This window comes from Azoarcus sp. DN11, from assembly GCF_003628555.1.
In the GTDB taxonomy this organism is placed as follows: domain Bacteria; phylum Pseudomonadota; class Gammaproteobacteria; order Burkholderiales; family Rhodocyclaceae; genus Aromatoleum.
On the sequence record NZ_CP021731.1, the window covers coordinates 3,435,041 to 3,456,977 of the forward strand.

Below are 21,937 nucleotides of genomic sequence, written 5' to 3' on the forward strand. Positions count from 1 at the left end.
GTTGGCACCTAGGCGCCGAGGTGCTCGACCATGAAACGCTTGATCGCGTCCACGTCGGGCGCCATCACCTCGACCCTCTGCGGCAGCGACTCGATGCCCTCGAGTTCCGCGGGACGCTCGGGCTCGCGCCCCAGCGCCGTGCGGAGGGTCTCGGCGAACTTCACCGGCAACGCGGTTTCGAGCACCAGCAGCGGCACGCCGGCTGGCACGGAGTCGGCGCAATCCCACGCGACCTTGACGCCATCGGCCGTGTGCGTATCGACCATCGTGCCGTAGGTCTCGAACACCTGCCGGATCGTCGACAGGCGGTCCTCGTGCGTGCTGCGCCCCGACACGAACGCAAAGTTCGTGAGGTGGGCGAATTCGGAGGTCGCGGAAAGGTCGAACGCCCCGCCGGCATCGACCGACTTCCACAGTTCCGCCACACGTTGCGGGTCGCGGCCGACGAGATCGAAGACGAAGCGCTCGAAGTTCGACGCCTTCGAGATGTCCATCGACGGGCTCGACGTGACATGCGTTTCCGCTGCGTTGCGCGGGCGATACACGCCGGTGTGGAAGAACTCGTCGAGAACGTCGTTCTCGTTGGTCGCGAGGATCAGGCGAGCGACCGGCAGGCCCATCTGGCGTGCGATGTGGCCGGCGCATATGTTGCCGAAGTTGCCCGACGGCACGCAGAACGCGATCTGCTCGTCGTTCGATTTCGTCGCGGCGAAATAGCCCTTGAAGTAATACACGATCTGGGCCGCGACACGCGCCCAGTTGATCGAGTTGACCGCACCGATCTTGTACTTGGCCTTGAACGCCGCGTCGTTCGACACCGCCTTCACGATGTCCTGCGCATCGTCGAACATCCCCGTGACCGCGATGTTGTAGATGTTCTCGTCCTGCAGCGAATACATCTGCGCGCGCTGGAACGCGCTCATCTTGCCGTGCGGCGACAGCATGAACACGGTCACGCCGTGCTTGCCGCGCATCGCGTATTCCGCCGCCGAACCGGTGTCGCCCGACGTCGCGCCGAGGATGTTGATCGTCTCGCCGCGCTTGTCGAGGACGTACTCGAACAGGTTGCCGAGCAGCTGCATCGCCATGTCCTTGAACGCCAGCGTCGGGCCGTTCGACAGTTCGAGCAGGCCGAAGCGGCCCGGTTCGAGCCAATGCACGGGAGTGATGTCGGCTGCGTTGTCGCCGGAACGGGCAAAGCGATAGACGTCGGCGGTATAGGTCTTGTCGCAGATCGCCTTGAGGTCGGCCGCGGGGATGTCGGTGATGAACTTCGACAGGATCGCGAAGGCGAGCTCCGCGTAGGACAGGCCGCGCCAGGCGTCGAGCTCGGCGCACGTGACCTGCGGATAGGTCTCCGGCAGGTACAGGCCACCATCGGGAGCGAGGCCGCCCAGCAGGATGTCGCAGAACTCGGGACGGGCGGCGTGGCCGCGGGTGGACAGGTACTTCACGGGCAAATCCTCAAATTTTCGTGTTCGTTCATGGACGGCAGGCACGGCGATGCAGAGCGCTCCGCACCCGGCCGTGCCTGCCGTCGCGCCGGCGCACTCGGATAGCGCGCCGGCCGTGGAGGAGAATTACTGCAGGCTTTCCATGCGCAGGCGGGTGAGCCTGCCCTGCACGACCGGCAGCGCCTCGATCTTCGCGATCGCGGCGTTGGCGTTCTTCTCGACCGTTTCATGAGTCAACATGATGATGTCGGTCTGGGAGGTGCCTTCGGGAGCCTCCTTCTGGATCATCGCCTCGATCGAGATGCCGCTGTCGGCGAGGATGCGGGTGATGTCCGCAAGCACGCCCGGTTTGTCCTCGACGCGCATGCGCAGGTAGTAGGACGTGATCACTTCGTCGATCGGCAGCACCTTCAGGTCGTGCACCTGGTCGGGCTGGAACGCGAGGTGCGGCACGCGGTGCTCGGGGTCGGCGGTGTGCAGGCGGGTCACGTCGACGAGATCCGCGATCACGGCGCTGGCGGTCGGTTCAGCACCGGCGCCCTTGCCGTAGTAGAGCGTCGCACCGACCGCGTCGCCATAAACGACGACCGCGTTCATCGCCCCTTCGACGTTCGCGATCAGGCGCTTGGCGGGGATCAGCGTCGGATGCACGCGCAGCTCGATGCCCTCCGGGCGCATGCGCGAGATGCCCATCAGCTTGATGCGGTAGCCGAGCTGTTCGGCGTAGGCGATGTCGACGCTGTCGAGCGCGGTGATCCCCTCGATGTGGGCGGCCTCGAACTGCATCGGCACCCCGAAGGCGATCGCGCTCATGATCGTCGCCTTGTGCGCGGCATCGACACCTTCGATGTCGAAGGTCGGATCCGCTTCGGCATAGCCGAGCGCCTGCGCTTCCTTGAGCACGTCGGCGAACGGCAGGCCCTTGTCGCGCATCTCGGACAGGATGAAGTTGGTCGTGCCGTTGATGATGCCGGCGAGCCACTGGATGCGGTTGGCGGAGAGACCTTCGCGCAGCGCCTTGATGATGGGGATGCCGCCGGCGACGGCCGCCTCGAACGCGACCATGACGCCCTTTTTCTGCGCGGCGGCGAAGATCTCGTTGCCATGCACGGCAAGCAGCGCCTTGTTGGCGGTCACGACATGCTTGCCGTTCTCGATGGCCTTGAGGACCAGCTCCTTGGCGACGCCGTAGCCGCCGATCAGTTCGACGACGATATCGATCTCGGGGTCGGTGACGACGGAAAAGGCGTCGTCGGTCAGGCGCGGGCCGTTGCCGGCGACCTTGCGCGCGAGTTCCAGGTTCTTGTCGGCCACTGCGGTAATGCGGATCGGGCGACCGGCGCGACGGGTAATTTCCTCCTCGTTGCGTTTCAGAACGGTGAAGGTACCGCCACCGACGGTACCGATGCCCAGCAGGCCAACATTGATCGCTTTCATAAGAACTCGTTGAGTTTCGTCTTCAGATGGTAAAACAAGTTGCTTCAGGTGCCGTAACGCTTCCGGTAGCCTTCAAGGAAGCGGGCGAGACGGCCGATGGCGTCGCGCAGATCGCCCTCGTGCGGCAGGAACACGAGGCGGAAATGGTCGGGGCGCGGCCAGTTGAAGCCCGTGCCCTGCACCAGCAACACGCGCTCCTGCTCGAGGAGTTCGGCGATGAAGGCCTGATCATCCTCGATGGGATACATCCCGGGATCGAGCCTCGGGAACATGTACAGCGTCGCCTGCGGTTTCACGCAGCTCACGCCCGGAATCGCCGTGATCAGTTCATAGGCAAGGTCGCGCTGCCGGCGCATGCGCCCGCCCTCGGAGACGAGATCGTCGATGCTCTGGTAGCCGCCCAGCGCAGTCTGGATCGCATACTGCCCCGGCACGTTCGCGCACAGGCGCATCGAGGCGAGCATGTTGAGCCCTTCAATGTAGTCCTGCGCATGCCGCTTGTCGCCGCACACGACCATCCAGCCGGCGCGATAACCGCAGGAGCGGTAGTTCTTCGACAGGCCGTTGAAGATGATCGTCAGCACGTCCTCCGACAGCGAAGCCATCGACGTGTGCGTCACGCCGTCGTAGAGCACCTTGTCGTACACCTCGTCCGCGTACAGGATCAGGCCGAATTCGCGGGCGAGATCGATGATGCCTTTCAGGACCTCGTCGGGGTAGACCGCTCCGGTCGGATTGTTCGGATTGATGACGACGATGGCGCGGGTGTTCGGCGTGATGCGCGCACGCATGTCCGCGAGGTCCGGCAGCCAGCCGCTCGCCTCGTCGCACAGGTAATGCACCGGACGGCCGCCCGACAGGCTCACGGCCGCCGTCCACAGCGGGTAGTCCGGGGCCGGCACCAGCACCTCGTCGCCGGCGTTGAGCAGCGCGTTCATCGCCATCACGATCAGCTCGGACACGCCGTTGCCGATGTAGATGTCCTCGATCGTCACACCCTTGATGTGCTTCTGCTGGGTGTAGTGCATCACCGCCTTGCGCGCCGCGAAGATGCCTTTGGAATCCGAATAGCCCGCCGAGTTCGGCAGGTTGCGGATCATGTCCATCTGGATCTCTTCGGGGGCGTCGAAGCCGAACGCGGCGAGGTTGCCGATGTTCAGCTTGATGATCTTGTGCCCTTCGTCTTCCATCTGCTTGGCACGGGTGAGGACGGGGCCACGGATGTCGTAGCAGACGTTGGCGAGCTTGGCAGATTTGTGAACCTGCGGGAGCCTCGGGGCTTCGGGCTGCCCCTTCGTTTGTTCGGGCGGGACAGCAACCCGCAGTTTCGGCTCGACGCTCATCGCACTCCGTCCTTTCTTTCGCATGTTCACTCCGCACCCGGCTTCGGGCGCGCCGCAGGATCGCCGGCAACACCGCGGGGAACTGCCGGGTGGGCCGGAAAACCAAAAGAATGTATCTTATCCAAGCCTGTATCCCCCGGCAATTTTGCCGACCGAGCGAACCCGATGAAGCTGAATCTCGAACAGAATCCCAACCTCAACGTCGTGACCGGCTACGGTACCGACCACCTGATGATCAACAAGGAACGCCACGACGGCAACGTGCTGGTCGCGGTCGACCGTATCGTGGGAGGCTGGGCCCCCGGCGGCTTCGCGAACCTGAGTGCGGACGATTTCGCCCCGGTGTGCGAGATGAAGCCCGAAGTCGTGCTGATCGGCACCGGCAGCCGCCTGCGCTTTCCGGCACCGGCGATCCTGCGCCCGCTGATCGAAGCGCGTATCGGCTATGAAATCATGGACTTGCCTGCCGCCTGCCGCACCTACAACATCCTCGCCGCCGAGGGCCGCTCGGTCGTCGCGGCCTTGCTCTTCGACGCGGCCTGACGCCAGTGTGCGGGCGGATGCGCGCCCGCCACACCCTCACGCGCATGCAGACGTTGTCTTCCGGCCGGCTCCTCCGCTACGCTGAGTGCGACAACTCACACCGGAGAGCCCGATGAGCACGGCAAGCATCCCGTCCATGCCCGACCTGACCCTTCCCGCGACGGGCGGCGACAGCGTCACCCTCGCGGCGCAGAAAGGCCGCAAGGTGGTGCTGTATTTCTACCCGAAGGACAACACGCCGGGTTGCACCAACGAAACCTCGGACTTCCGCGATCACCACGCGGCGTTCCGCGCCGCCGGATGCGACATCTATGGCATTTCGCGCGATAGCCTGAAGTCGCACGAGAACTTCAAGGCCAAGCTCGGCCTGCCCTTCGAGCTGATCTCCGACGCCGACGAGGCGGCATGCAATGCCTTCGGCGTCATCAAGATGAAAAACATGTATGGGAAACAGGTACGCGGCATCGAACGCAGCACTTTCGTCATCGATGCCGAAGGTGTCGTCCGTCGCGAATGGCGCGGCGTGAAGGTGGCCGGCCATGCGCAGGAAGTGCTGGATTTCGTGAAGACCCTGTAACCCCGTTCAACCCGACGCCCGAGCATCAACCACTCCATGACCAAACGCGCGCCCCGCAGCCGGGACACCAAGCTCTTCGTCCTCGACACCAACGTGCTGATGCACGACCCCACCAGCCTGTTCCGCTTCGAGGAGCACGACGTGTTCGTGCCGATCATGACGCTGGAGGAACTGGACAACAACAAGAAGGGCATGTCCGAAGTCGCCCGCAACGCGCGCCAGGCGAGCCGCACGATGGACGAGATCGTCAGCTCCTGCCCCGCTGACATCGCCGACGGCATCGATCTCAAGGCCCCCTCGCACGAACTGGCGACCGGCAAGCTGTTCCTGCAGACCGAGGCGATCAACCTCGCCCTGCCCCCGGCGCTGCCGACTGCCAAGGGCGACAACCAGATCCTTGCGGTGGTGATGCATCTGGTCGAGCGCTTCCCCAAGCGGCCGGTGATCCTCGTCTCCAAGGACATCAACATGCGCATCAAGGCCCGCGCGCTGGGCCTGGAGGCGCAGGACTACTTCAACGACAAGGTACTGGAGGACACCGATCTCCTCTACACGGGCTGGCGCGAGCTGCCGCCGGACTTCTGGGACACCCACGGCAAGGGCATGGAGTCGTGGAAAGAGGAAGGGCACACCTACTACCGCATCAATGGTCCGCTCTCGACCGGCCTGCTGGTCAATGAATTTGTCTTCCAGGATGGCGAATCGCCGCTGCAGGCGTGGGTCAAGGAGCGAAGCGGACGCAGCGTGCTGATCGAGACGCTGATCGACTACGCCCACAACAAGAACAACGTGTGGGGCATCACGGCGCGCAATCGCGAGCAGAACTTCGCGCTCAACCTGCTGATGAATCCCGAGATCGACTTCGTCACGCTGCTCGGCCAGGCCGGCACCGGCAAGACGCTGCTCACGCTCGCGGCGGCACTGACCCAGGTGCTGGAAGCCAAGCGCTATTCCGAGATCATCATGACCCGCGTGACCGTGCCGGTCGGCGAGGACATCGGCTTCCTGCCGGGCACCGAGGAAGAGAAGATGGCGCCGTGGATGGGGGCGCTGGAGGACAACCTCGACGTCCTCAACGGCACGACCGGCGAGGGCGGCGATTGGGGCCGCGCGGCGACGCGCGACCTGATCCGCTCGCGCATCAAGATCAAGAGCCTGAACTTCATGCGCGGGCGCACCTTCATCAACAAGTTCCTGATCATCGACGAGGCGCAGAACCTCACGCCGAAGCAGATGAAGACCCTGATCACGCGCGCGGGGCCGGGCACCAAGGTCGTGTGCCTCGGCAACATCGCGCAGATCGACACCCCTTACCTCACCGAGGGCAGCTCCGGCCTGACCTTCGTGGTCGACCGCTTCAAGGATTGGCCGCATTCCGGCCACATCACGCTGCAGCGCGGCGAGCGCTCGCGTCTCGCCGACCACGCGGCCGACGTGCTCTGACCGCGCCGGGGCGGCAGGGCTGCCCCGGCAATACCGCCCAAATACCCCGGGAAAGACACGGGAATTTGCCCTGGATCATCCCGGCCGGCCGGGTTGCATCCTATAATGCGCGGGTTTTTTGCCTGCGAAAGTTGCCATGCCTGCTACCGCCTCCGAGATGCTGGTCGGAGCCAGTTCGGACTTCCTCAAGCGCTTCTCGCCGTTCAACCGGATGGAGCCGGAGGCGCTCGGATTCCTGAGCGAGCGTGCGGTGCTGGCGTTTCACGCCCGCGGCAGCGAGATCCTGACCCCCGAGATGGGGCAGCCGACGCACTTCCACATCGTGCAGCGCGGCAAGGTGCAGGCCCGCCAGGTCGGCCCCGCGAGTGTCACCGACTACGCCGCGATGACGCTGGGTCCGGGCGAATGCTTCCCGATCGGCGCGATCTCGGCCCAGCGCCCCTCGACCAACGCCTACGCGGCGGTCGAAGACAGCTTCGTGTTCCAGCTGCCCGCGGACGATTTCCTCAAGCTCATGCAGATGAGCCCGGTCTTCCACGTCTTCTGCACCCAGTACATCGCGAGCCTGCTCAACCAGTCGCGACAGCAGCTGCAGAGCACCTTTGCGCAGCGCGCGGCGGAGCAGCAGACGATGACGACGCCGCTCGGCCAGCTCGTGAAGAAGGCGCCGATCTTCGTCACGCCGGACAGCTCGCTCCGCGCCGCGCTGGAAAAGATGTCCGAGATGCGTATTGGCTGCATGGTGGTCACGGACAGCGAACAGAAGCCGCTCGGCATCCTGACCCAGAGCGATCTGCTCCCGCGCGTCGTGCTGCCGGGCATCGATCTGCAGCGCCCGATCGGCGACGTGATGACGCGCACGCCGCACGTCATGTCGGCCTCGGCTTCGGCCTACGACGCGGCCCTCGAGATGGCGACGCACGGCGTGCGCCATCTGCTGGTGGTCAACTCGGAGGGTCGTCTGAAAGGCGTGGTGTCCGAGCGCGATCTGTTCACGCTGCAGCGCATCGGCCTGCGACAGATCCGTTCCAGCATCGAAGGCGCCGACGACCTGGAAGCGCTGCAGCGCGCCAGCCGCGACATCCGCCAGCTGGCGCTCAACCTGATCGCCCAGGGCATCGGCGCGGAACAGCTGACCCAGTTCATCTCCGCGCTCAACGACGCCCTCACCTGCCGCATCATCGATCTCGCGCGTGCGCGGCATGACCTGTACGGCGTCGACTATGCGTGGCTCGCCTTCGGCTCGGAAGGGCGCCACGAGCAGACGCTCTCGTCCGACCAGGACAACGGAATCATCTACGCATGCCCCGAAGGGGCGGACCCGGTCGAGCTGAAGAACCGCCTGCTCGCCTCGGCGAAGGAAGTGAACGAGAACCTCGCCGCCTGCGGATTCCCGCTGTGCAAGGGCAACATCATGGCGAGCAACCCCGAGCTCTGCCTCACGCTCGACGAATGGAAGGGGCGCTTCGGCGACTGGATTCGCGAACCGGACCCGCAAGCCCTGCTCAATGCAACGATCTTCTTCGACTATCGCGTGCTGTGCGGCAACGAGCGCCTGGGCGACCAGCTGCGCGCGTGGCTGAACCGCACGGCGAAGGCCAACGCCAACTTCCTGCGCATGATGGCGTCGAATGCGCTGCAGGCCGCGCCGCCGCTGGGACGCATCCGCGATTTCGTCGTCGATGACGACGGCACGATCGACCTGAAGAAATCCGGCGCCCGCCTGTTCGTCGACGTCGCGCGCATTCTCGCCCTGCGCACCGCGGTCGTGTCGAGCAGCACCGTGCAGCGGCTGCGCCAAGCGGGCAACAAGATGGGCATTCCGTCCGAGGAAATCGCCGCGCTGATCGACGGCTTCCACTTCATCCAGTTGCTGCGCCTGCGTTCCCAGCATCTCGACACCGAACACGACGCGCCGGGCGACAACCGCGTCAATCCCGACACGCTGAACGAACTCGACCGGCGCATCCTGAAGGAAGCGTTCCGCCAGGCCAGGAAGCTGCAGTTGCGGCTCAAGCTCGACTACCAGCTATGAATTGGCTCACCCGGCTCCTCGGCAACAGCGCAGACACGGCCACGCTCGACGTCGCGCTGCGCGATGCCCTCGCGAAGTGGGAAGCGCTGCCGGCGCCGGATCTGGGCACCGCCCACTTCGAGACGCGCTACGTGGTCATCAACACCGAGGCCACCGGGCTCGATCTCGACAAGGATCGCCTGCTCGCAGTCGCGGCGATCGCCGTCGACCGCGAACAACTGTCCCCGCACGACAGCTTTCATGCCGCCGTGGAACCGGATGCCGCGGCGGTACTGACGAGCCTCCTCGCCTTCGCGGGCAAGGGCCCGGTCGTGGTGTTCAACGCGTCGTTCAACCGCAGCCTGCTCGAACGTGCGCTCGACGAGCATCTCGGCATCACGCCGGACTGGACCTGGCTCGACCTGCACTGGCTCCTGCCGGCCCTCTACGACGAACACATCGACCGGCCGGCGCGTCTGGCCGACTGGATGAAGGCCTTCGGCATCGAGACCTTCCAGCGCCACCACGCGCTGGGGGATGCCTGGGCGATCGCGCAACTGATGCTCGCCGCGCAGGCACGCGCCCGCGCGCTCGGCCACAACACTCCACGCACGTTGGCGGAACTGGAACACAGCCGCCGGCAATTGAGGCGTCACGGATGAATCGAATTTCCCCCGCAAGCAACTTCCGCCGCTGCCTGACAACCCGCTTCGTCGCCCTGCTCGCCACGACCACCCTGCTGATCGCGCCACCTGCGGGCGCCGACGACACGCCCGCTCCGGCCGACCCGCCGGCCGCGACGACGTCGTCCTTCGGCCGTTACGGTACGGCGGCACAGGATCTCATCAACCAGGGGATGGAGTACATCGGCATCCGCTACCGCTTCGGCGGCAACTCGCCCGAAACCGGGCTCGATTGCAGCGGCCTGGTCCAGAACGTCTTCCGCAACGCGCTCGGCCTCAACCTGCCGCGCGCCGCACGCGACATGGCCCGCGTCGGCGACAAAGTCGGCATGCAGGATCTCAAGCCCGGCGACCTGGTGTTTTTCAAAACAATGCGCCATGCCTTCTCGCATGTGGGCATTTACCTCGGCGAAGGCCGCTTCCTGCACGCCCCGGCGAGCGGCGGAGAAGTGCGCATCGACGAGATGAGCCAGAGCTACTGGGCGAAGCGCTTCAACGGCGCGCGCCGCATGGTGCCGGACGCCGGCCTGCCGCAGGCCAACTGACAGGCGACGCCGGCGAGGCGCTGCGACGGACCGGGTTTTCGTCTAGGCTTCTATCGAGCCTGACGAGATTCCTGCAATGCTGATTGCCCAGTTGTCCGACCCTCACGTCGTCGCACCCGGCACCCTGCTCTACGACAAGATCGACACCGGCGCCCTGTTCGCCGCGGCCGTCCGGCGCGTTGCCCGGCTGTACCCGGTGCCGGATGTGGTCGTCGTCTCCGGCGACCTCGTGAATGAAGGCACCGCGCGGGAATACGCACGGGTCCGCGAACTGCTTGCGCCCTTGCCGGTGCCGTGGCAGCTCATGGCCGGCAATCACGACGACCGTTCGCAGCTCAGGAACGCCTTTCCCGATCAGGGATTCACGAACGACGACTTGTGCTGCGCGCGACGGATGCTCGGCGAACTGACCCTGCTGTTCCTCGACACCACCCTCCCCGGCGAGGAAGGCGGCGAGGTCGCCGACGAACAGCTCGCTTGGCTCGACCGGGCGTGCGATCCCGACCGCGACTGCCTGCTGTTCCTGCATCACCCCCCGTTCGCGACGGGGATCGCCGGGCTCGACACCATCGCCTGCCGAGGTTCCGCACGCCTCGCCAACTGGCTGCGCCGCCACGCCGAAGTGCGCGCCCTCGCCTGCGGCCACGTGCATCGCCCGATCTTCGCGAGCTTCGCGGGACGACCGTGCGTCACCGCCCCTTCGGTCGCCCACCAGATCGTCTGCGACCTGTCGGGCGCGCCCGATACGCTGGCCTGGTGCCGCGAACCGCCCGCCTTCCTGCTGCATCGCTGGCACGCTGGCGAGTTGGTCACGCACGTGCTGCCCGTCGACGAGAGCACGGCGCATCGCTACGACTGAATCGCCTTCGCCGGCACGGCCTATTCCGGCTTCGCCTCCACCAGCCGGCGATACTGCGCCATGTGGCGGATGGCTTCCCGCGGCTGCCTGAACTGCTCGCACAACAACGCCAGGTTGTAGTGGCAATCGGCGAGACCCGGATCGCCGCGCAGGGCCGCCTGGTAGGCGTCCATCGCCTCGTGCTTGCGGTCCATGTCGTCGAGCAGGACGCCGAGGTTGTACATCAGCGTCGGATCGGCTCCGCAGGCCGCGATCGCATCGTGGTAGACGCGTTCGGCCTCCGTCAGGCGCCCGGCCTCGTGCAGCAAGGATCCCAGATTGATGCGGGCATCGAGCAGGTTCGGCGCCTCGGCGATCGCCCGCTCGTACGCCCGCCGCGCGGACTCGGGTTCGTCGCGCTCCAGCGCAAGCGCCTGCTCGAACCAGTGCGCGGCGTGCGCCGGTGCGTGGGTGGCTGCGCTCCCGGCCTGGCTTGCAGCCGGCTTGTGCTCGATCACGCTCAGGGAGCCGTCGGCAGGATCGCCTTCGAACGCGAGCAGATACTGGCCCGACTCGGCCTGCCAGTGGCTGCTGCCCTCCCTGACCACGACGCGGTCGGCCACCACGCGCACGGACAGCCCCGAGAGGGGCATCTCCTCGGGAAGGCGGCTGCGCAGCGCCTTCATGGATCGCACGATGCGCCGGGGCGGGACCTGCGCCGCGGCGAGCGCCTGCGCGGTGCGCAGCACGACCAGATCCTGGAACGAGAACCGCCAGGCGTTGCGCGGGCCGCGCTCCGGCGAGACGAAGCCGGCCCCGATCAATGCACGGATCGTGCTGCGCCCCAGGCGCAGGAGTTTCTCGACCTCGCGCACGCCGTAGCGGTGCATCGGGAAACCTCGCTATTTTCTGGCCGTCTTGCGTACCGCCTGCTCGGCGGCAGGCTTCGCCCGCCGGGGCGGCTTGCGCGTCTCGGCCTGCGGCTGGGCGGACGACTCCGGCGCCGGCGTCTTCTTCTCCAGGCTTGCGCGCAGGGCTTCCATGAGGTCGATCACTTGGCCGCCGGCTTGGCCCTCCTCGGTCAGCGTGATCTCCTGGCCCTCGACCTTCTTCTGCACCGCCGCCTCGATGCGCGCGCGCACCGCGTCGGTGTAGGCGGCAGGATCGAAACGGTCCACGGCCTGCTGATCGATGAGGAGCTGCGCCAACTGGAGCTCGGCATCCTTGACCTCGGTCTGCGGAATGTCGAGGTCCCTGATCGAGCGCACGTCCGTGCCGTAGAGCAGCTGCTGCATGACGAGCCCGCTCATTTCCCCCACCTCGACCGGGCGGATCATCACGACATGCTGCTTGCCGTGCGCCGCCCAGCGGCCGAGCGCGCAGCGCCCCGCTGCCCGCAGCGCGCGGGCGAGCAGCGCATAGGGCTTGGCGCCACCCTTGTCCGGGGCGAGGTAATAGGCCTTGTCGAAATACACCGGATCGACGGTTTCGATGGGCACGAACTCGGTGATCTCGGCGCTGTGCGAGCCTGCCTCCTCGAGCGCCTTCAGCTCGTCGGCGCTGAAGGTCACAAACTGGTCCTTGGCGAATTCGTAACCCTTGACCATGTCGTCGCGCGCCACCACCACCTCGTCCTTCAGGCACACGTACTGCTGCTTGAGCCGCGAGCCGCAGCCCTTGTGCAGCAGGTTGAAGGAGACGGTCCGGCTCGCTTCGGTGGCGGTATAGAGTTTTACCGGGATGGCCACCAGTCCGAACGAGACCGTGAGCGATGCAATCGATCGTGCCGCCATGCTTGCCTCCGGGGGTCAGGGAGTCATGATCTGGCGCCCGACACGGCCTTTTCCAGACTCTGCTTGCGCTCCAGGGCGTCGTGCCAGTGATCACCCGATTGCGCCAGGCGCTGCGCGACGTTGGTGATCCTGAAGTCGAGCGGGTGCGCGCCGGCCAGCTCGTCCCAGGTGAGCGGCATCGACACCGGCGCGCCGGGCACCCCGCGGGGCGAATAGGCGACGTTCAGGGTCTTGCCGCGGACGTTCATATTGTAGTCAAGGAAGATCTTGCCGGTCCGCGCGCGCACGCTCCACTCCATCGTGATGTCCCGCGGATGCTGGCGCAGCAGGTGCCGCCCGACGAGTTCGCACACCTTGCGCGCGGCATCGAAATCGATCGTGCGCCGGATCGGCACGAAGACATGCAGCCCGGTCTTGCCCGAGGTCTTGACGATCGCGTCGAGCGCCATGCCCTGCAGCAGTTCGTGCAGCCAGAAGGCGACCTCCTTGCCCTTCTCGAAGGCGGCCGTGTTGAGCTCCGGCTCTGCCCCCGGCGCCTCGTGGCCGGAATAGATGTAGGGGTCGAGGTCGAACACCACGTAGTCGGGAAAGTTGAGCACCGAGGCCTCCAGGGAGGCGAGCGATCCGGCGTAGTCGGTCCCCTGCACCGCCGCATCCGCCCCGGCGCGTGCCCGCGAATGCCAGACGTGGAGCTCGATCGTGCCCGACTGCGCAAGCCACAGCAGCGTCGCCAGGTTGTTGCACACGAGCGCCTCATGGCTCTCGTCCTTGTGCTCGGAAAACACCGTGAGGGTGTCCACGAACCCCGGCCGCTCCTGCTCCCAGTGCTTCTGGAAGAATCGCTGCCCGCCGATGCCGTCGGGCATGCGGATCAGCGTCAGCGGACGGTCCGCGAGGTGCGGCAGGAGGAAGGGCGAAACCTGTGCGAAATAGCGCAGCAGGTCGCGCTTGGTCAGCGCCGGTTGCCTGAGTGCCGGATCCGCCGGCCAGTAGACGCGATCGAGATGCGTCAGCCGGATCCGGTGCGGCCCGACCGCGAGCGGAAAGGCCGCCTTGCCGTTCTCCAGTTGCCGCAGGATCTCGTCGATCTCGCCGCTTCCCCCCTCCGCGCCCGGCGCTCCCGCTGCGTGCGGCACCTGCGGCCTGTGCCCGGAACGCCGCACCGTCCGGGGGTCGATGTCGTCGCGCACACGCAGAAAAACCGGCGCGCGCAGGCTACCGTCCTCGGTCCACGCCTGGAACTGCACTTCGACCACCATCTCCGGCACGACCCACGTCGTCGGGCCGTTCAGCTCCGGCGGCTCCGCGAACGGGCAGGCGTCCGTTCGCAAGCCCTCCAGTCGCGCCCTGACCTGCGCCAGCGTCGCGGCGTCGAAGCCGGATCCGACATGCGAGGCGTACCGCAGCACGCCCCCATCCCGGTACCCGATCAGCAGCGCGCCCAGGGGTGCCCGCGATCCCTTGCCGCGCGTGTAGCCGCCGACCACGAACTCCGCGCTCTGCGCGGCTTTGATCTTGAGCCACGATGCCGAGCGCCGGCCGGCCTCGTAGCGGCTGTCCTTGCGCTTGCCGACCACCCCCTCGAAGCCGCTGGCGAGCGCCGCTCCATGCAGCGCCTCCCCGTCCTCCGCGACATGGACGAGCTGCAGCAGGGGCGAAGGCAGCAGGCATTGGGCGAGGTAGCGGCGGCGGTCGCGATACGGCGCTCCGCGCAGGTCGACGCCCGCGAAGTGCAGCAGGTCGAAGCAGCAGAACACCACCGGCGTGCTGCGGTCGGCGGTGGCGATGTCGCGTTCGGTTTTCAGCTGGAAGCGATTCTGCAGCGCATTGAACGACGGCCGGCCGGCCGCATCGAAGGCCACGATCTCTCCATCCAGGATCATGTCCGCCCCCTGGCCGCACAGTTCCGCAGCGAGCCGCGGGAAGGTGGCGGTCAGGTCGAGGCCCCGGCGCGAAAGCAGCTTCACCCGTATTTTCGCCCTCTCCCCGGAGACGAAGGCCAGCACGCGATAACCGTCGAGCTTCGGTTCCCACAGCCAGTCGGCATCAGCAAAGGGCGCCTCGCCGGTCTCGGCGAGCATGGGCGAGAGCGTCGCGGGCATCGCCTCGGGCCTGCCGCCAGGCACCAGCGTCGCCACCGGAATGCGGCGCACCGGCAGGACCTTGAGCTCCTCGACCATCAATCCGCTGAGTACCGAGCGGTTCCTCGCGCCGGGATCGGCCGGCCCCGCAAAGCGGTCCTTGTGCTTGATCAGCAGCCAGTTGCGCGGCTCCGACGTGCGGACGAGGGCGAAGGAGCCCTTCACCTTCTCTCCGCGCAGCAAGAAGCTCAGCTTGCCCTGCGCGAGCCCTTCGCGGACCCGCCGCTGCGCTTCGTCCCGATCGTCGAACGAATACGCCTGATCCTCGTCGGGTGAATAAACGCCGCAGTCCCACACGATCACTTCCCCGGCACCGTACTGCCCGGGCGGGATGACGCCTTCGAACGAGGCGTAGTCATAGGGATGATCCTCGGTCTGGACCGCAAGCCGCTTCTCCGCGGGATCGAGGGACGGCCCCTTGGGAACTGCCCAGGATTTCAGCACTCCATCACATTCGAGCCGGAAGTCGAAATGCAGCCGCCGCGCCGAGTGCTGCTGGATCACGAAGAGCAACGGCCCTCCGCCTGCCTGCGGCACCGCCGGCGCCGGCTCCGGCGTGGCAGCGAAAGTCCGCTTGGCGGCGTATTCGCCGAGTTCGCCAGGCGGGTCGGCCGCAGGTTGTCCCTTTGCCCGCCGCGCGGGCGGAACCGCCTCATGCCCGCGCGGCATGGCACAAGTCCTGGGAGCGGATGCGATGCGACTGTCGACCGGAACGAGCGGCTTTTCGTACAAGGAGTGGCTCGGCGCCTTCTACCCGGAGAAGCTCCCCGCGAACGCGATGCTGCACTACTACGCCGAGCGCTTCACGACGGTGGAAATCAACAACACCTTCTACCGCATGCCGGCCGAATCGATGCTGGCGCACTGGGCGGAAGAAGTGCCGCCCGGGTTCGCCTTCACGCTCAAGGCGCCGCGCCGCATCACGCACGAGGAGCGCCTGCACGGATCCGAGGCGAGCGTGGCCGAATTCGTGCGCCGCGCCGCCACGCTCGGGGACAAGCTCGGCGTGCTCCTGTTCCAGCTGCCGCCGTTTCTCGGAAAGGATCTTCATCGGCTGCACGATTTCCTGGCGGTATTGCCGTCGGACAAACGCTATGCCTTCGAGTTTCGCCACGCCTCCTGGCAGGACGGCGAAGTCTACGAAGCCCTGCGCTCACGCGGGGCGATGTATTGCGTCACCGACACCGACGAAGGCGAAACGCCTTTCGTCTCCACGACCGAGTCCGCCTACATCCGCCTGCGGCGCACCCACTACGACGACGCCGACCTGCGCACCTGGGTCGAACGCATCGCCGCGCAGCCGCTCGAACGCGCCTACGTCTACTTCATGCACGAAGACGAGGCGCTCGGCACGCGCTTCGCCCGGCGGCTGGAAGAACTGTGGCGGGAAGCGGGTGGAACGCCGTAAGCAAAGAAAGCCCGCACCACGGCAATGGTGCGGGCCTTCGAGGTGCTAACGGCTGCTGGAGACTTAAACCGTCACGGTTGCCGCAACGTCGCTGAACTCCGCGATCTGGTCGAAGTTCATGTAGCGATAGACGTCCGCGGCCTTGGCATTGACCGCAGCGACCTGCTCCATGTACTCGCCGACGCTCGGGATCTTGCCCATCAGCGCGCACACGGCGGCGAGCTCCGCCGAGCCGAGATACACGCGCGTGTCGATGCCGAGGCGGTTCGGGAAGTTGCGCGTCGAGGTCGACATGGCGGTCGAGCCCTTGCGGATCTGCGCCTGGTTGCCCATGCACAGCGAGCAGCCCGGCATTTCCATGCGGGCGCCGGACTTGCCGAGCACCGAGTAGTAGCCTTCCTCGTTCAGGATCATCGCGTCCATCTTGGTCGGCGGGGCGATCCACAGGCGGGTCGGGATGTCCGACTTGCCGTCGAGCACCTTGCCGGCCGCGCGGAAGTGGCCGATGTTGGTCATGCACGAGCCAATGAAGACTTCGTCGATCTTGTCGCCGGCGACTTCCGACAGCAGCTTCACGTCGTCCGGGTCGTTCGGGCAGGCGACGATCGGCTCCTTGACGTCCGCGAGATCGATCTCGATCACGGCGGCGTACTGGGCGTCGGCGTCGGCCTTCAGCAGCTCGGGCTTGGCGATCCAGGCTTCCATCGCCTTGATGCGGCGGCCCAGCGTGCGGGCATCCGAGTAGCCGTTCGCGATCATCCACTTCATCAGCGTGATGTTCGAACGCATGTACTCGATGATCGGTTCCTTGTTCAGCTGGATCGCGCAGGCGGCAGCGGAACGCTCGGCGGCGGCGTCGGACAGCTCGAACGCTTGCTCGACCTTCAGATCCGGCAGACCTTCGATCTCGAGAATGCGGCCGGAGAAGACGTTCTTCTTGCCCTTCTTCTCGACGGTCAGCAGGCCCTGCTTGATCGCGTAGTAGGGGATCGCGTTGACCAGGTCACGCAGCGTGACGCCGTTCTGCAGCTTGCCCTTGAAGCGCACCAGCACCGATTCGGGCATATCGAGCGGCATCACGCCGGTCGCAGCAGCGAAGGCCACGAGGCCGGAGCCGGCCGGGAACGAAATGCCGATCGGGAAACGAGTGTGCGAGTCGCCGCCGGTGCCGACCGTATCGGGCAGCAGCAGGCGGTTCAGCCACGAGTGGATCACGCCGTCGCCCGGACGCAGCGCCACGCCGCCGCGGGTCGAGATGAACGACGGCAGTTCGCGGTGCATGCGCACGTCGACCAGCTTCGGGTAGGCGGCGGTGTGGCAGAAGGACTGCATCACCATGTCGGCGGAGAAGCCGAGGCAGGCAAGGTCCTTCAGCTCGTCGCGCGTCATCGGGCCGGTGGTGTCCTGCGAGCCGACGGTGGTCATCTTCGGTTCGCAGTAGGTGCCCGGCAGGATGCCCTTGCCTTCCGGCAGGCCGCAGGCGCGGCCGACCATCTTCTGCGCGAGCGAGTAGCCCTTGCCCGGATCGTTCGGCTGCTGCGGCAGACGGAAGAGCGTCGACACCGGCAGGCCCAGCGCTTCACGCGCCTTGGTGGTCAGGCCGCGACCGATGATCAGCGGGATGCGGCCGCCGGCGCGCACTTCGTCGAGGATGACCAGTGTCTTCAGCTGCGACTCGGCGATCGTCGCGCCGTTCTTGGTGGCGGTGACCTTGCCGGTGGTCTGGTCGATCTTCAGCTCGATCTCGTCGCCCATGTCCATCTGGCCGGCGTCGATCTCGATCGGCAGCGCGCCCGCGTCTTCCATCGTGTTGAAGAAGATCGGGGCGATCTTGGAGCCGATGCACACGCCGCCGAAGCGCTTATTCGGAACGAAGGGGATGTCTTCGCCGGTGAACCACAGCACCGAGTTGGTCGCGGACTTGCGCGACGAACCGGTACCGACCACGTCACCGACGTAGGCGATCAGGTTGCCCTTCTTGGCCAGCGCTTCGAGCTGCTTGATCGGGCCACGCTCGCCAGCCTTGTCGGCTTCGATGCCCGGACGCGGGTTCTTCAGCATCGCCAGCGCATGCAGCGGGATGTCGGGGCGCGACCAGGCGTCCGGCGCAGGCGACAGGTCGTCGGTGTTGGTTTCGCCGGTGACCTTGAACACGGTGAGCTTCTGCGAGGCCGGCACTTCCGGACGCGAGGTGAACCACTCGGCGTCGGCCCAGCTCTGCATCACGGCCTTGGCGTTGGCCGCAGCTGTCCCGCTCGCGCCCTTCGCGAGCTCGGCGACGTCGTGGAAGTAGTCGAACACCAGCAGCGTCTTCTTCAGACCTTCGGCGGCGACGGCGCCCACTTCGGCGTCGGCCAGCAGGTCGATCAGCGGCTTGACGTTGTAGCCGCCCAGCATCGTGCCGAGGAGCTCGGTGGCCTTGGCGCGCGAAATCAGCGCACAGGCTTCTTCACCCTTGGCGACCTTGGCGAGAAACTCGGCCTTGACCTTGGCGGCATCGTCCACACCGGCCGGCACGCGGTAGGTGATCAGTTCGACGAGAGCGGCTTCCTCGCCCTTCGGCGGGTTCTTCAGCAGGGCAACCAGATCCTGGGTCTGCTGCTTCGACAGCGGCAGGGCCGGGATGCCGAGGGCGGCGCGCTCGGCGGCGTGGGCACGGTAGGCTTCAAGCACGGCGAATTCCTTCCTTATTCGTGACGTTGGCAGGGCGTCGGGGATGGGGACCCGATCGACGCCGCGAGATTATATGTCTTTTATAAGACTTGCGGTGCAATGCAACAACCATCGCTGGTCAGCGCGCGAATTCTACTCCTCCCCGCAGACCTGCGTACCCCCGCCGGACGCGGTCCCGGCGTTTGCCTTCGCCCCGTCCGTCGTCTACACCGGGCAAGGTGGCGCGGGAACGCATCGCAAACGCGCCGTTCCAACAGGTAGCCGGAGGCGGCACGACGCGGCTTTGCGGTCGTTCGCCTCGCACCTGAACCGATGAAAAGGAGATCCGACATGCCCCAAGCCGCGTTCGACACCCTCAGGCGCTTCGCTACCCCCTCGGGGGACGGTCTGTTCCATTCGCTGCCGGCGCTCGAAGCCGCGGGCGTCGGCCGGGTGTCCCGCCTGCCGGTGTCAGTGCGCATCGTGCTCGAGGCGGTGCTGCGCCATTGCGACGGCAAGAAGGTCACCGAGGAGCACGTCCGGCAGCTGGCGAACTGGAAACCGGCGGCCGCACGCACCGACGAGATTCCGTTCGTCGTCGCGCGCGTGGTGCTGCAGGATTTCACCGGCGTGCCGCTGCTGTGCGACCTCGCGGCGATGCGCAACGTGGCGGCCGGGATGGGCCGCAATCCCAAGCTGATCGAACCGCTGGTGCCCGTAGACCTCGTCGTCGACCACTCGGTGCAGGTCGACCACTACGGCACGCCGCTCGCGCTGCGGCAGAACATGGAACTGGAGTTCCAGCGCAACCGAGAGCGCTACCAGTTCATGAAATGGGGCATGCAGGCCTTCGACACCTTCAAGGTGGTGCCGCCGGGCATCGGCATCGTGCACCAGGTGAATCTGGAATACCTGTTCCGCGGCGTAAGGGCGCAGGACACGGGCGACGGCACGCTGTACTACCCCGACACGCTGGTGGGCACCGACTCGCACACGACGATGATCAATGGTGTCGGTGTCGTCGGCTGGGGCGTGGGCGGCATCGAGGCCGAAGCGGGCATGCTCGGCCAGCCGGTGTACTTCCTGACGCCGGACGTCGTCGGCGTGGAATTGACGGGGCAGCTCAAGGAAGGCGTAACCGCGACCGACCTGGTGCTGACCGTCACGGAAATGCTGCGCAAGCAGAAAGTCGTCGGCAAGTTCGTCGAATTTTTCGGCAACGGCACCGCGAGCCTCTCGGTCACCGACCGCGCGACGATCGCCAACATGGCGCCGGAATACGGCGCGACGATGGGCTTCTTCCCGGTCGACGAGAAGACCGTCGCCTACATGCGCGACACGGGACGCACCGCGGCCGAATGCGCGCTGTTCGAGGCATATTTCCGCGCGCAGGGCCTGTTCGGCATCCCGCGCGCGGGCGACATCGACTATTCGACGACGCTGAAACTGGACCTCGCGTCGATCGAGCCTTCGCTCGCCGGGCCGAAGCGGCCGCAGGATCGCATCGCGCTGAAGGACATGGAGGAAGTGTTCGACCGCCTGTTCTCGCTGCCGGTCAGCGAGAACGGCTTCGGCCAGCCGGAAGCCGCGCTGGGCACGCGTTTCCCGACCGCGCTGCCGGGCGTGACCCTGGGCCACGGCGACGTGCTGATCGCGGCGATCACCTCGTGCACCAACACCAGCAACCCGGCGGTGCTGATCGCCGCGGGCCTGCTGGCGAAGAAGGCGGTCGAAAAAGGCCTGTCGGTGCAGCCGCACGTCAAGACCTCGCTCGCGCCCGGCTCGCGCGTGGTGACCGACTACCTCGGCCGCGCCGGGCTGCTCGAACCGCTCGCGCAGCTGGGCTTCGCGCTCGCGGGGTATGGCTGCACGACCTGCATCGGCAATGCCGGGGATCTCGCGCCCGAACTCAACGACGCGATCAACGAGAACAGCGTGATCGCGGCGGCGGTGCTGTCGGGCAACCGCAACTTCGAGGCACGCATCCATCCCAACCTGCGTGCCAATTTCCTCGCGTCCCCGCCGCTCGTCGTCGCTTTCGCGATCGCCGGCCGCGCCAATGTCGATCTCACCGAGAACCCGCTCGGCAACGGCCGCGACGGGCGCCCCGTGTATCTGCGCGACATCTGGCCGACCTCCGAGGAGATCGCCGCGGTATTGCCCTTCGCGATGGACCCGGCGACCTTCACGCGGCTGTATGCCGATTTCACGAAGGATCACGACCTGTGGAACGCGATTCCGGCAACCACCGGCCAGGTGTACGAATGGCCGGACTCGACCTACATCGCCCGCCCACCCTTCTTCGACGGCTTCTCGGCGCAACCGGCGGCCGTCGGCGACATCGTCGGCGCGCGCACGCTGCTGATGCTGGGCGACTCGGTGACTACCGACCACATCTCGCCCGCCGGTTCCTTCAAGGACAGCACGCCGGCCGGCAAGTGGCTGCTGGCGCGCGGCGTCGCGAAGCAGGATTTCAACTCCTATGGCTCGCGGCGCGGCCATCATGACGTGATGGTGCGCGGCACCTTCGCCAACGTGCGCGTGAAGAACATGATGCTGCCGCCGCGCGACGACGGCTCGCGCGTCGAAGGCGGCTATACGTTGTTCGACGGCAAGCAGACGACGGTGTTCGACGCCGCGACGAGCCACATGGCGCGCGGCGTGCCGACGGTGGTGTTCGCGGGCGAGGAGTACGGCACCGGCTCGAGCCGCGACTGGGCGGCCAAGGGCACGCAGCTCCTCGGCGTGAAGGCGGTGATCGCGAAGAGCTTCGAGCGCATCCACCGCTCCAACCTCGTGGGCATGGGCGTCCTGCCGCTGCAGTTCAAGGGTGAGGACTCGTGGGAGAGCCTGAACCTGAAGGGCGACGAGAGCTTCGACATCCGCGGCATCGGTGCAAGCCTGCGACCGCGCCAGGACCTGACGCTGACGATCCGCCGCAGCAACGGGACGACGCAGGAAGTGGCGGTACTATGCCGCATCGATACGCCGATCGAAGTCGATTACTACCGCCACGGCGGCATCCTGCCCTATGTGCTGCGGGAAATTCTTGCTCGGCGGGACTGA

The 21,937-nt window shown here is 66.5% G+C and carries 16 protein-coding genes; 9 read left to right on the top strand and 7 right to left on the bottom strand.

The window, feature by feature from the left end:
* Positions 1-8 precede the first annotated feature (8 nt).
* The 3 genes from thrC to CDA09_RS15825 all read right to left on the bottom strand — a co-directional run bounded on the left by thrC (position 9) and on the right by CDA09_RS15825 (position 4,234).
* The gene (thrC, locus tag CDA09_RS15815) at positions 9-1,454 is read right to left on the bottom strand and encodes a threonine synthase (protein ID WP_121429528.1); all 1,446 of its coding nucleotides are present in this window, start codon (positions 1,452-1,454) and stop codon (positions 9-11) included.
* 126 nt (positions 1,455-1,580) lie between these two features.
* Positions 1,581-2,891 carry a homoserine dehydrogenase gene (locus CDA09_RS15820; protein ID WP_121429529.1) on the bottom strand — a complete coding sequence of 437 codons (1,311 nt, stop codon included), beginning with the start codon at positions 2,889-2,891 and terminating at the stop codon, positions 1,581-1,583.
* A 44-nt stretch (positions 2,892-2,935) separates the two neighbouring features.
* Positions 2,936-4,234, bottom strand: a complete 1,299-nt coding sequence (locus tag CDA09_RS15825; protein ID WP_121429530.1) for a pyridoxal phosphate-dependent aminotransferase — start codon at positions 4,232-4,234, stop codon at positions 2,936-2,938.
* Between the two features lie 165 nt (positions 4,235-4,399).
* On the opposite strand from CDA09_RS15825, the gene CDA09_RS15830 reads away from it, so the two are divergent.
* The 7 genes from CDA09_RS15830 (at position 4,400) to CDA09_RS15860 (ending at position 10,898) form a co-directional block, all read left to right on the top strand.
* A complete protein-coding gene (locus tag CDA09_RS15830; protein ID WP_121429531.1) occupies positions 4,400-4,777 on the top strand; it encodes an Mth938-like domain-containing protein in 378 nt (125 codons plus the stop codon).
* A 112-nt stretch (positions 4,778-4,889) separates the two neighbouring features.
* Positions 4,890-5,354, top strand: a complete 465-nt coding sequence (locus CDA09_RS15835; protein ID WP_121429532.1) for a peroxiredoxin — start codon at positions 4,890-4,892, stop codon at positions 5,352-5,354.
* 36 nt (positions 5,355-5,390) lie between these two features.
* Complete coding sequence (locus tag CDA09_RS15840; protein ID WP_121429533.1) at positions 5,391-6,797, top strand: PhoH family protein; 1,407 nt, start codon at positions 5,391-5,393, stop codon at positions 6,795-6,797.
* 136 nt (positions 6,798-6,933) lie between these two features.
* Positions 6,934-8,832 carry a DUF294 nucleotidyltransferase-like domain-containing protein gene (locus tag CDA09_RS15845; protein WP_121429534.1) on the top strand — a complete coding sequence of 633 codons (1,899 nt, stop codon included), beginning with the start codon at positions 6,934-6,936 and terminating at the stop codon, positions 8,830-8,832.
* Positions 8,829-9,473: a 3'-5' exonuclease gene (locus CDA09_RS15850; RefSeq protein ID WP_121429535.1), complete on the top strand. Its 645-nt coding sequence runs from the start codon at positions 8,829-8,831 to the stop codon at positions 9,471-9,473. The genes CDA09_RS15845 and CDA09_RS15850 overlap by 4 nt, the downstream gene beginning before the upstream one ends.
* The gene (locus CDA09_RS15855) at positions 9,470-10,039 is read left to right on the top strand and encodes a C40 family peptidase (protein WP_121429536.1); all 570 of its coding nucleotides are present in this window, start codon (positions 9,470-9,472) and stop codon (positions 10,037-10,039) included. The genes CDA09_RS15850 and CDA09_RS15855 overlap by 4 nt, the downstream gene beginning before the upstream one ends.
* Positions 10,040-10,115: 76 nt before the next feature.
* Positions 10,116-10,898 (top strand): phosphodiesterase, encoded by a 783-nt coding sequence (locus CDA09_RS15860; protein ID WP_121429537.1) that lies wholly within the window; start codon positions 10,116-10,118, stop codon positions 10,896-10,898.
* Positions 10,899-10,918: 20 nt separating this feature from the next.
* Here the strand turns inward: CDA09_RS15860 and CDA09_RS15865 are convergent, their stop codons facing one another.
* From CDA09_RS15865 to ligD, 3 genes are read right to left on the bottom strand one after another with little or no spacing between them, the layout of a single operon-like run.
* Entirely contained in the window at positions 10,919-11,767 is an 849-nt protein-coding gene (locus CDA09_RS15865; RefSeq protein WP_121429538.1) for a tetratricopeptide repeat protein, read from the bottom strand.
* Between the two features lie 12 nt (positions 11,768-11,779).
* The gene (ku, locus tag CDA09_RS15870; protein ID WP_121429539.1) at positions 11,780-12,670 is read right to left on the bottom strand and encodes a non-homologous end joining protein Ku; all 891 of its coding nucleotides are present in this window, start codon (positions 12,668-12,670) and stop codon (positions 11,780-11,782) included.
* 23 nt (positions 12,671-12,693) lie between these two features.
* The gene (gene ligD / locus CDA09_RS15875; RefSeq protein ID WP_121429540.1) at positions 12,694-15,480 is read right to left on the bottom strand and encodes a non-homologous end-joining DNA ligase; all 2,787 of its coding nucleotides are present in this window, start codon (positions 15,478-15,480) and stop codon (positions 12,694-12,696) included.
* A gap of 25 nt (positions 15,481-15,505) precedes the next feature.
* Here ligD and CDA09_RS15880 point away from each other — a divergent pair, with 25 nt between their 5' ends.
* On the top strand, positions 15,506-16,219 hold the full coding sequence (locus CDA09_RS15880) for a DUF72 domain-containing protein (RefSeq protein WP_121429541.1): 714 nt from the start codon (positions 15,506-15,508) through the stop codon (positions 16,217-16,219).
* Between the two features lie 63 nt (positions 16,220-16,282).
* Here the strand turns inward: CDA09_RS15880 and CDA09_RS15885 are convergent, their stop codons facing one another.
* Entirely contained in the window at positions 16,283-18,892 is a 2,610-nt protein-coding gene (locus CDA09_RS15885; protein ID WP_121429542.1) for a bifunctional aconitate hydratase 2/2-methylisocitrate dehydratase, read from the bottom strand.
* 330 nt (positions 18,893-19,222) lie between these two features.
* Here CDA09_RS15885 and acnA point away from each other — a divergent pair, with 330 nt between their 5' ends.
* Positions 19,223-21,937, top strand: a complete 2,715-nt coding sequence (gene acnA, locus CDA09_RS15890) for an aconitate hydratase AcnA (protein ID WP_121429543.1) — start codon at positions 19,223-19,225, stop codon at positions 21,935-21,937.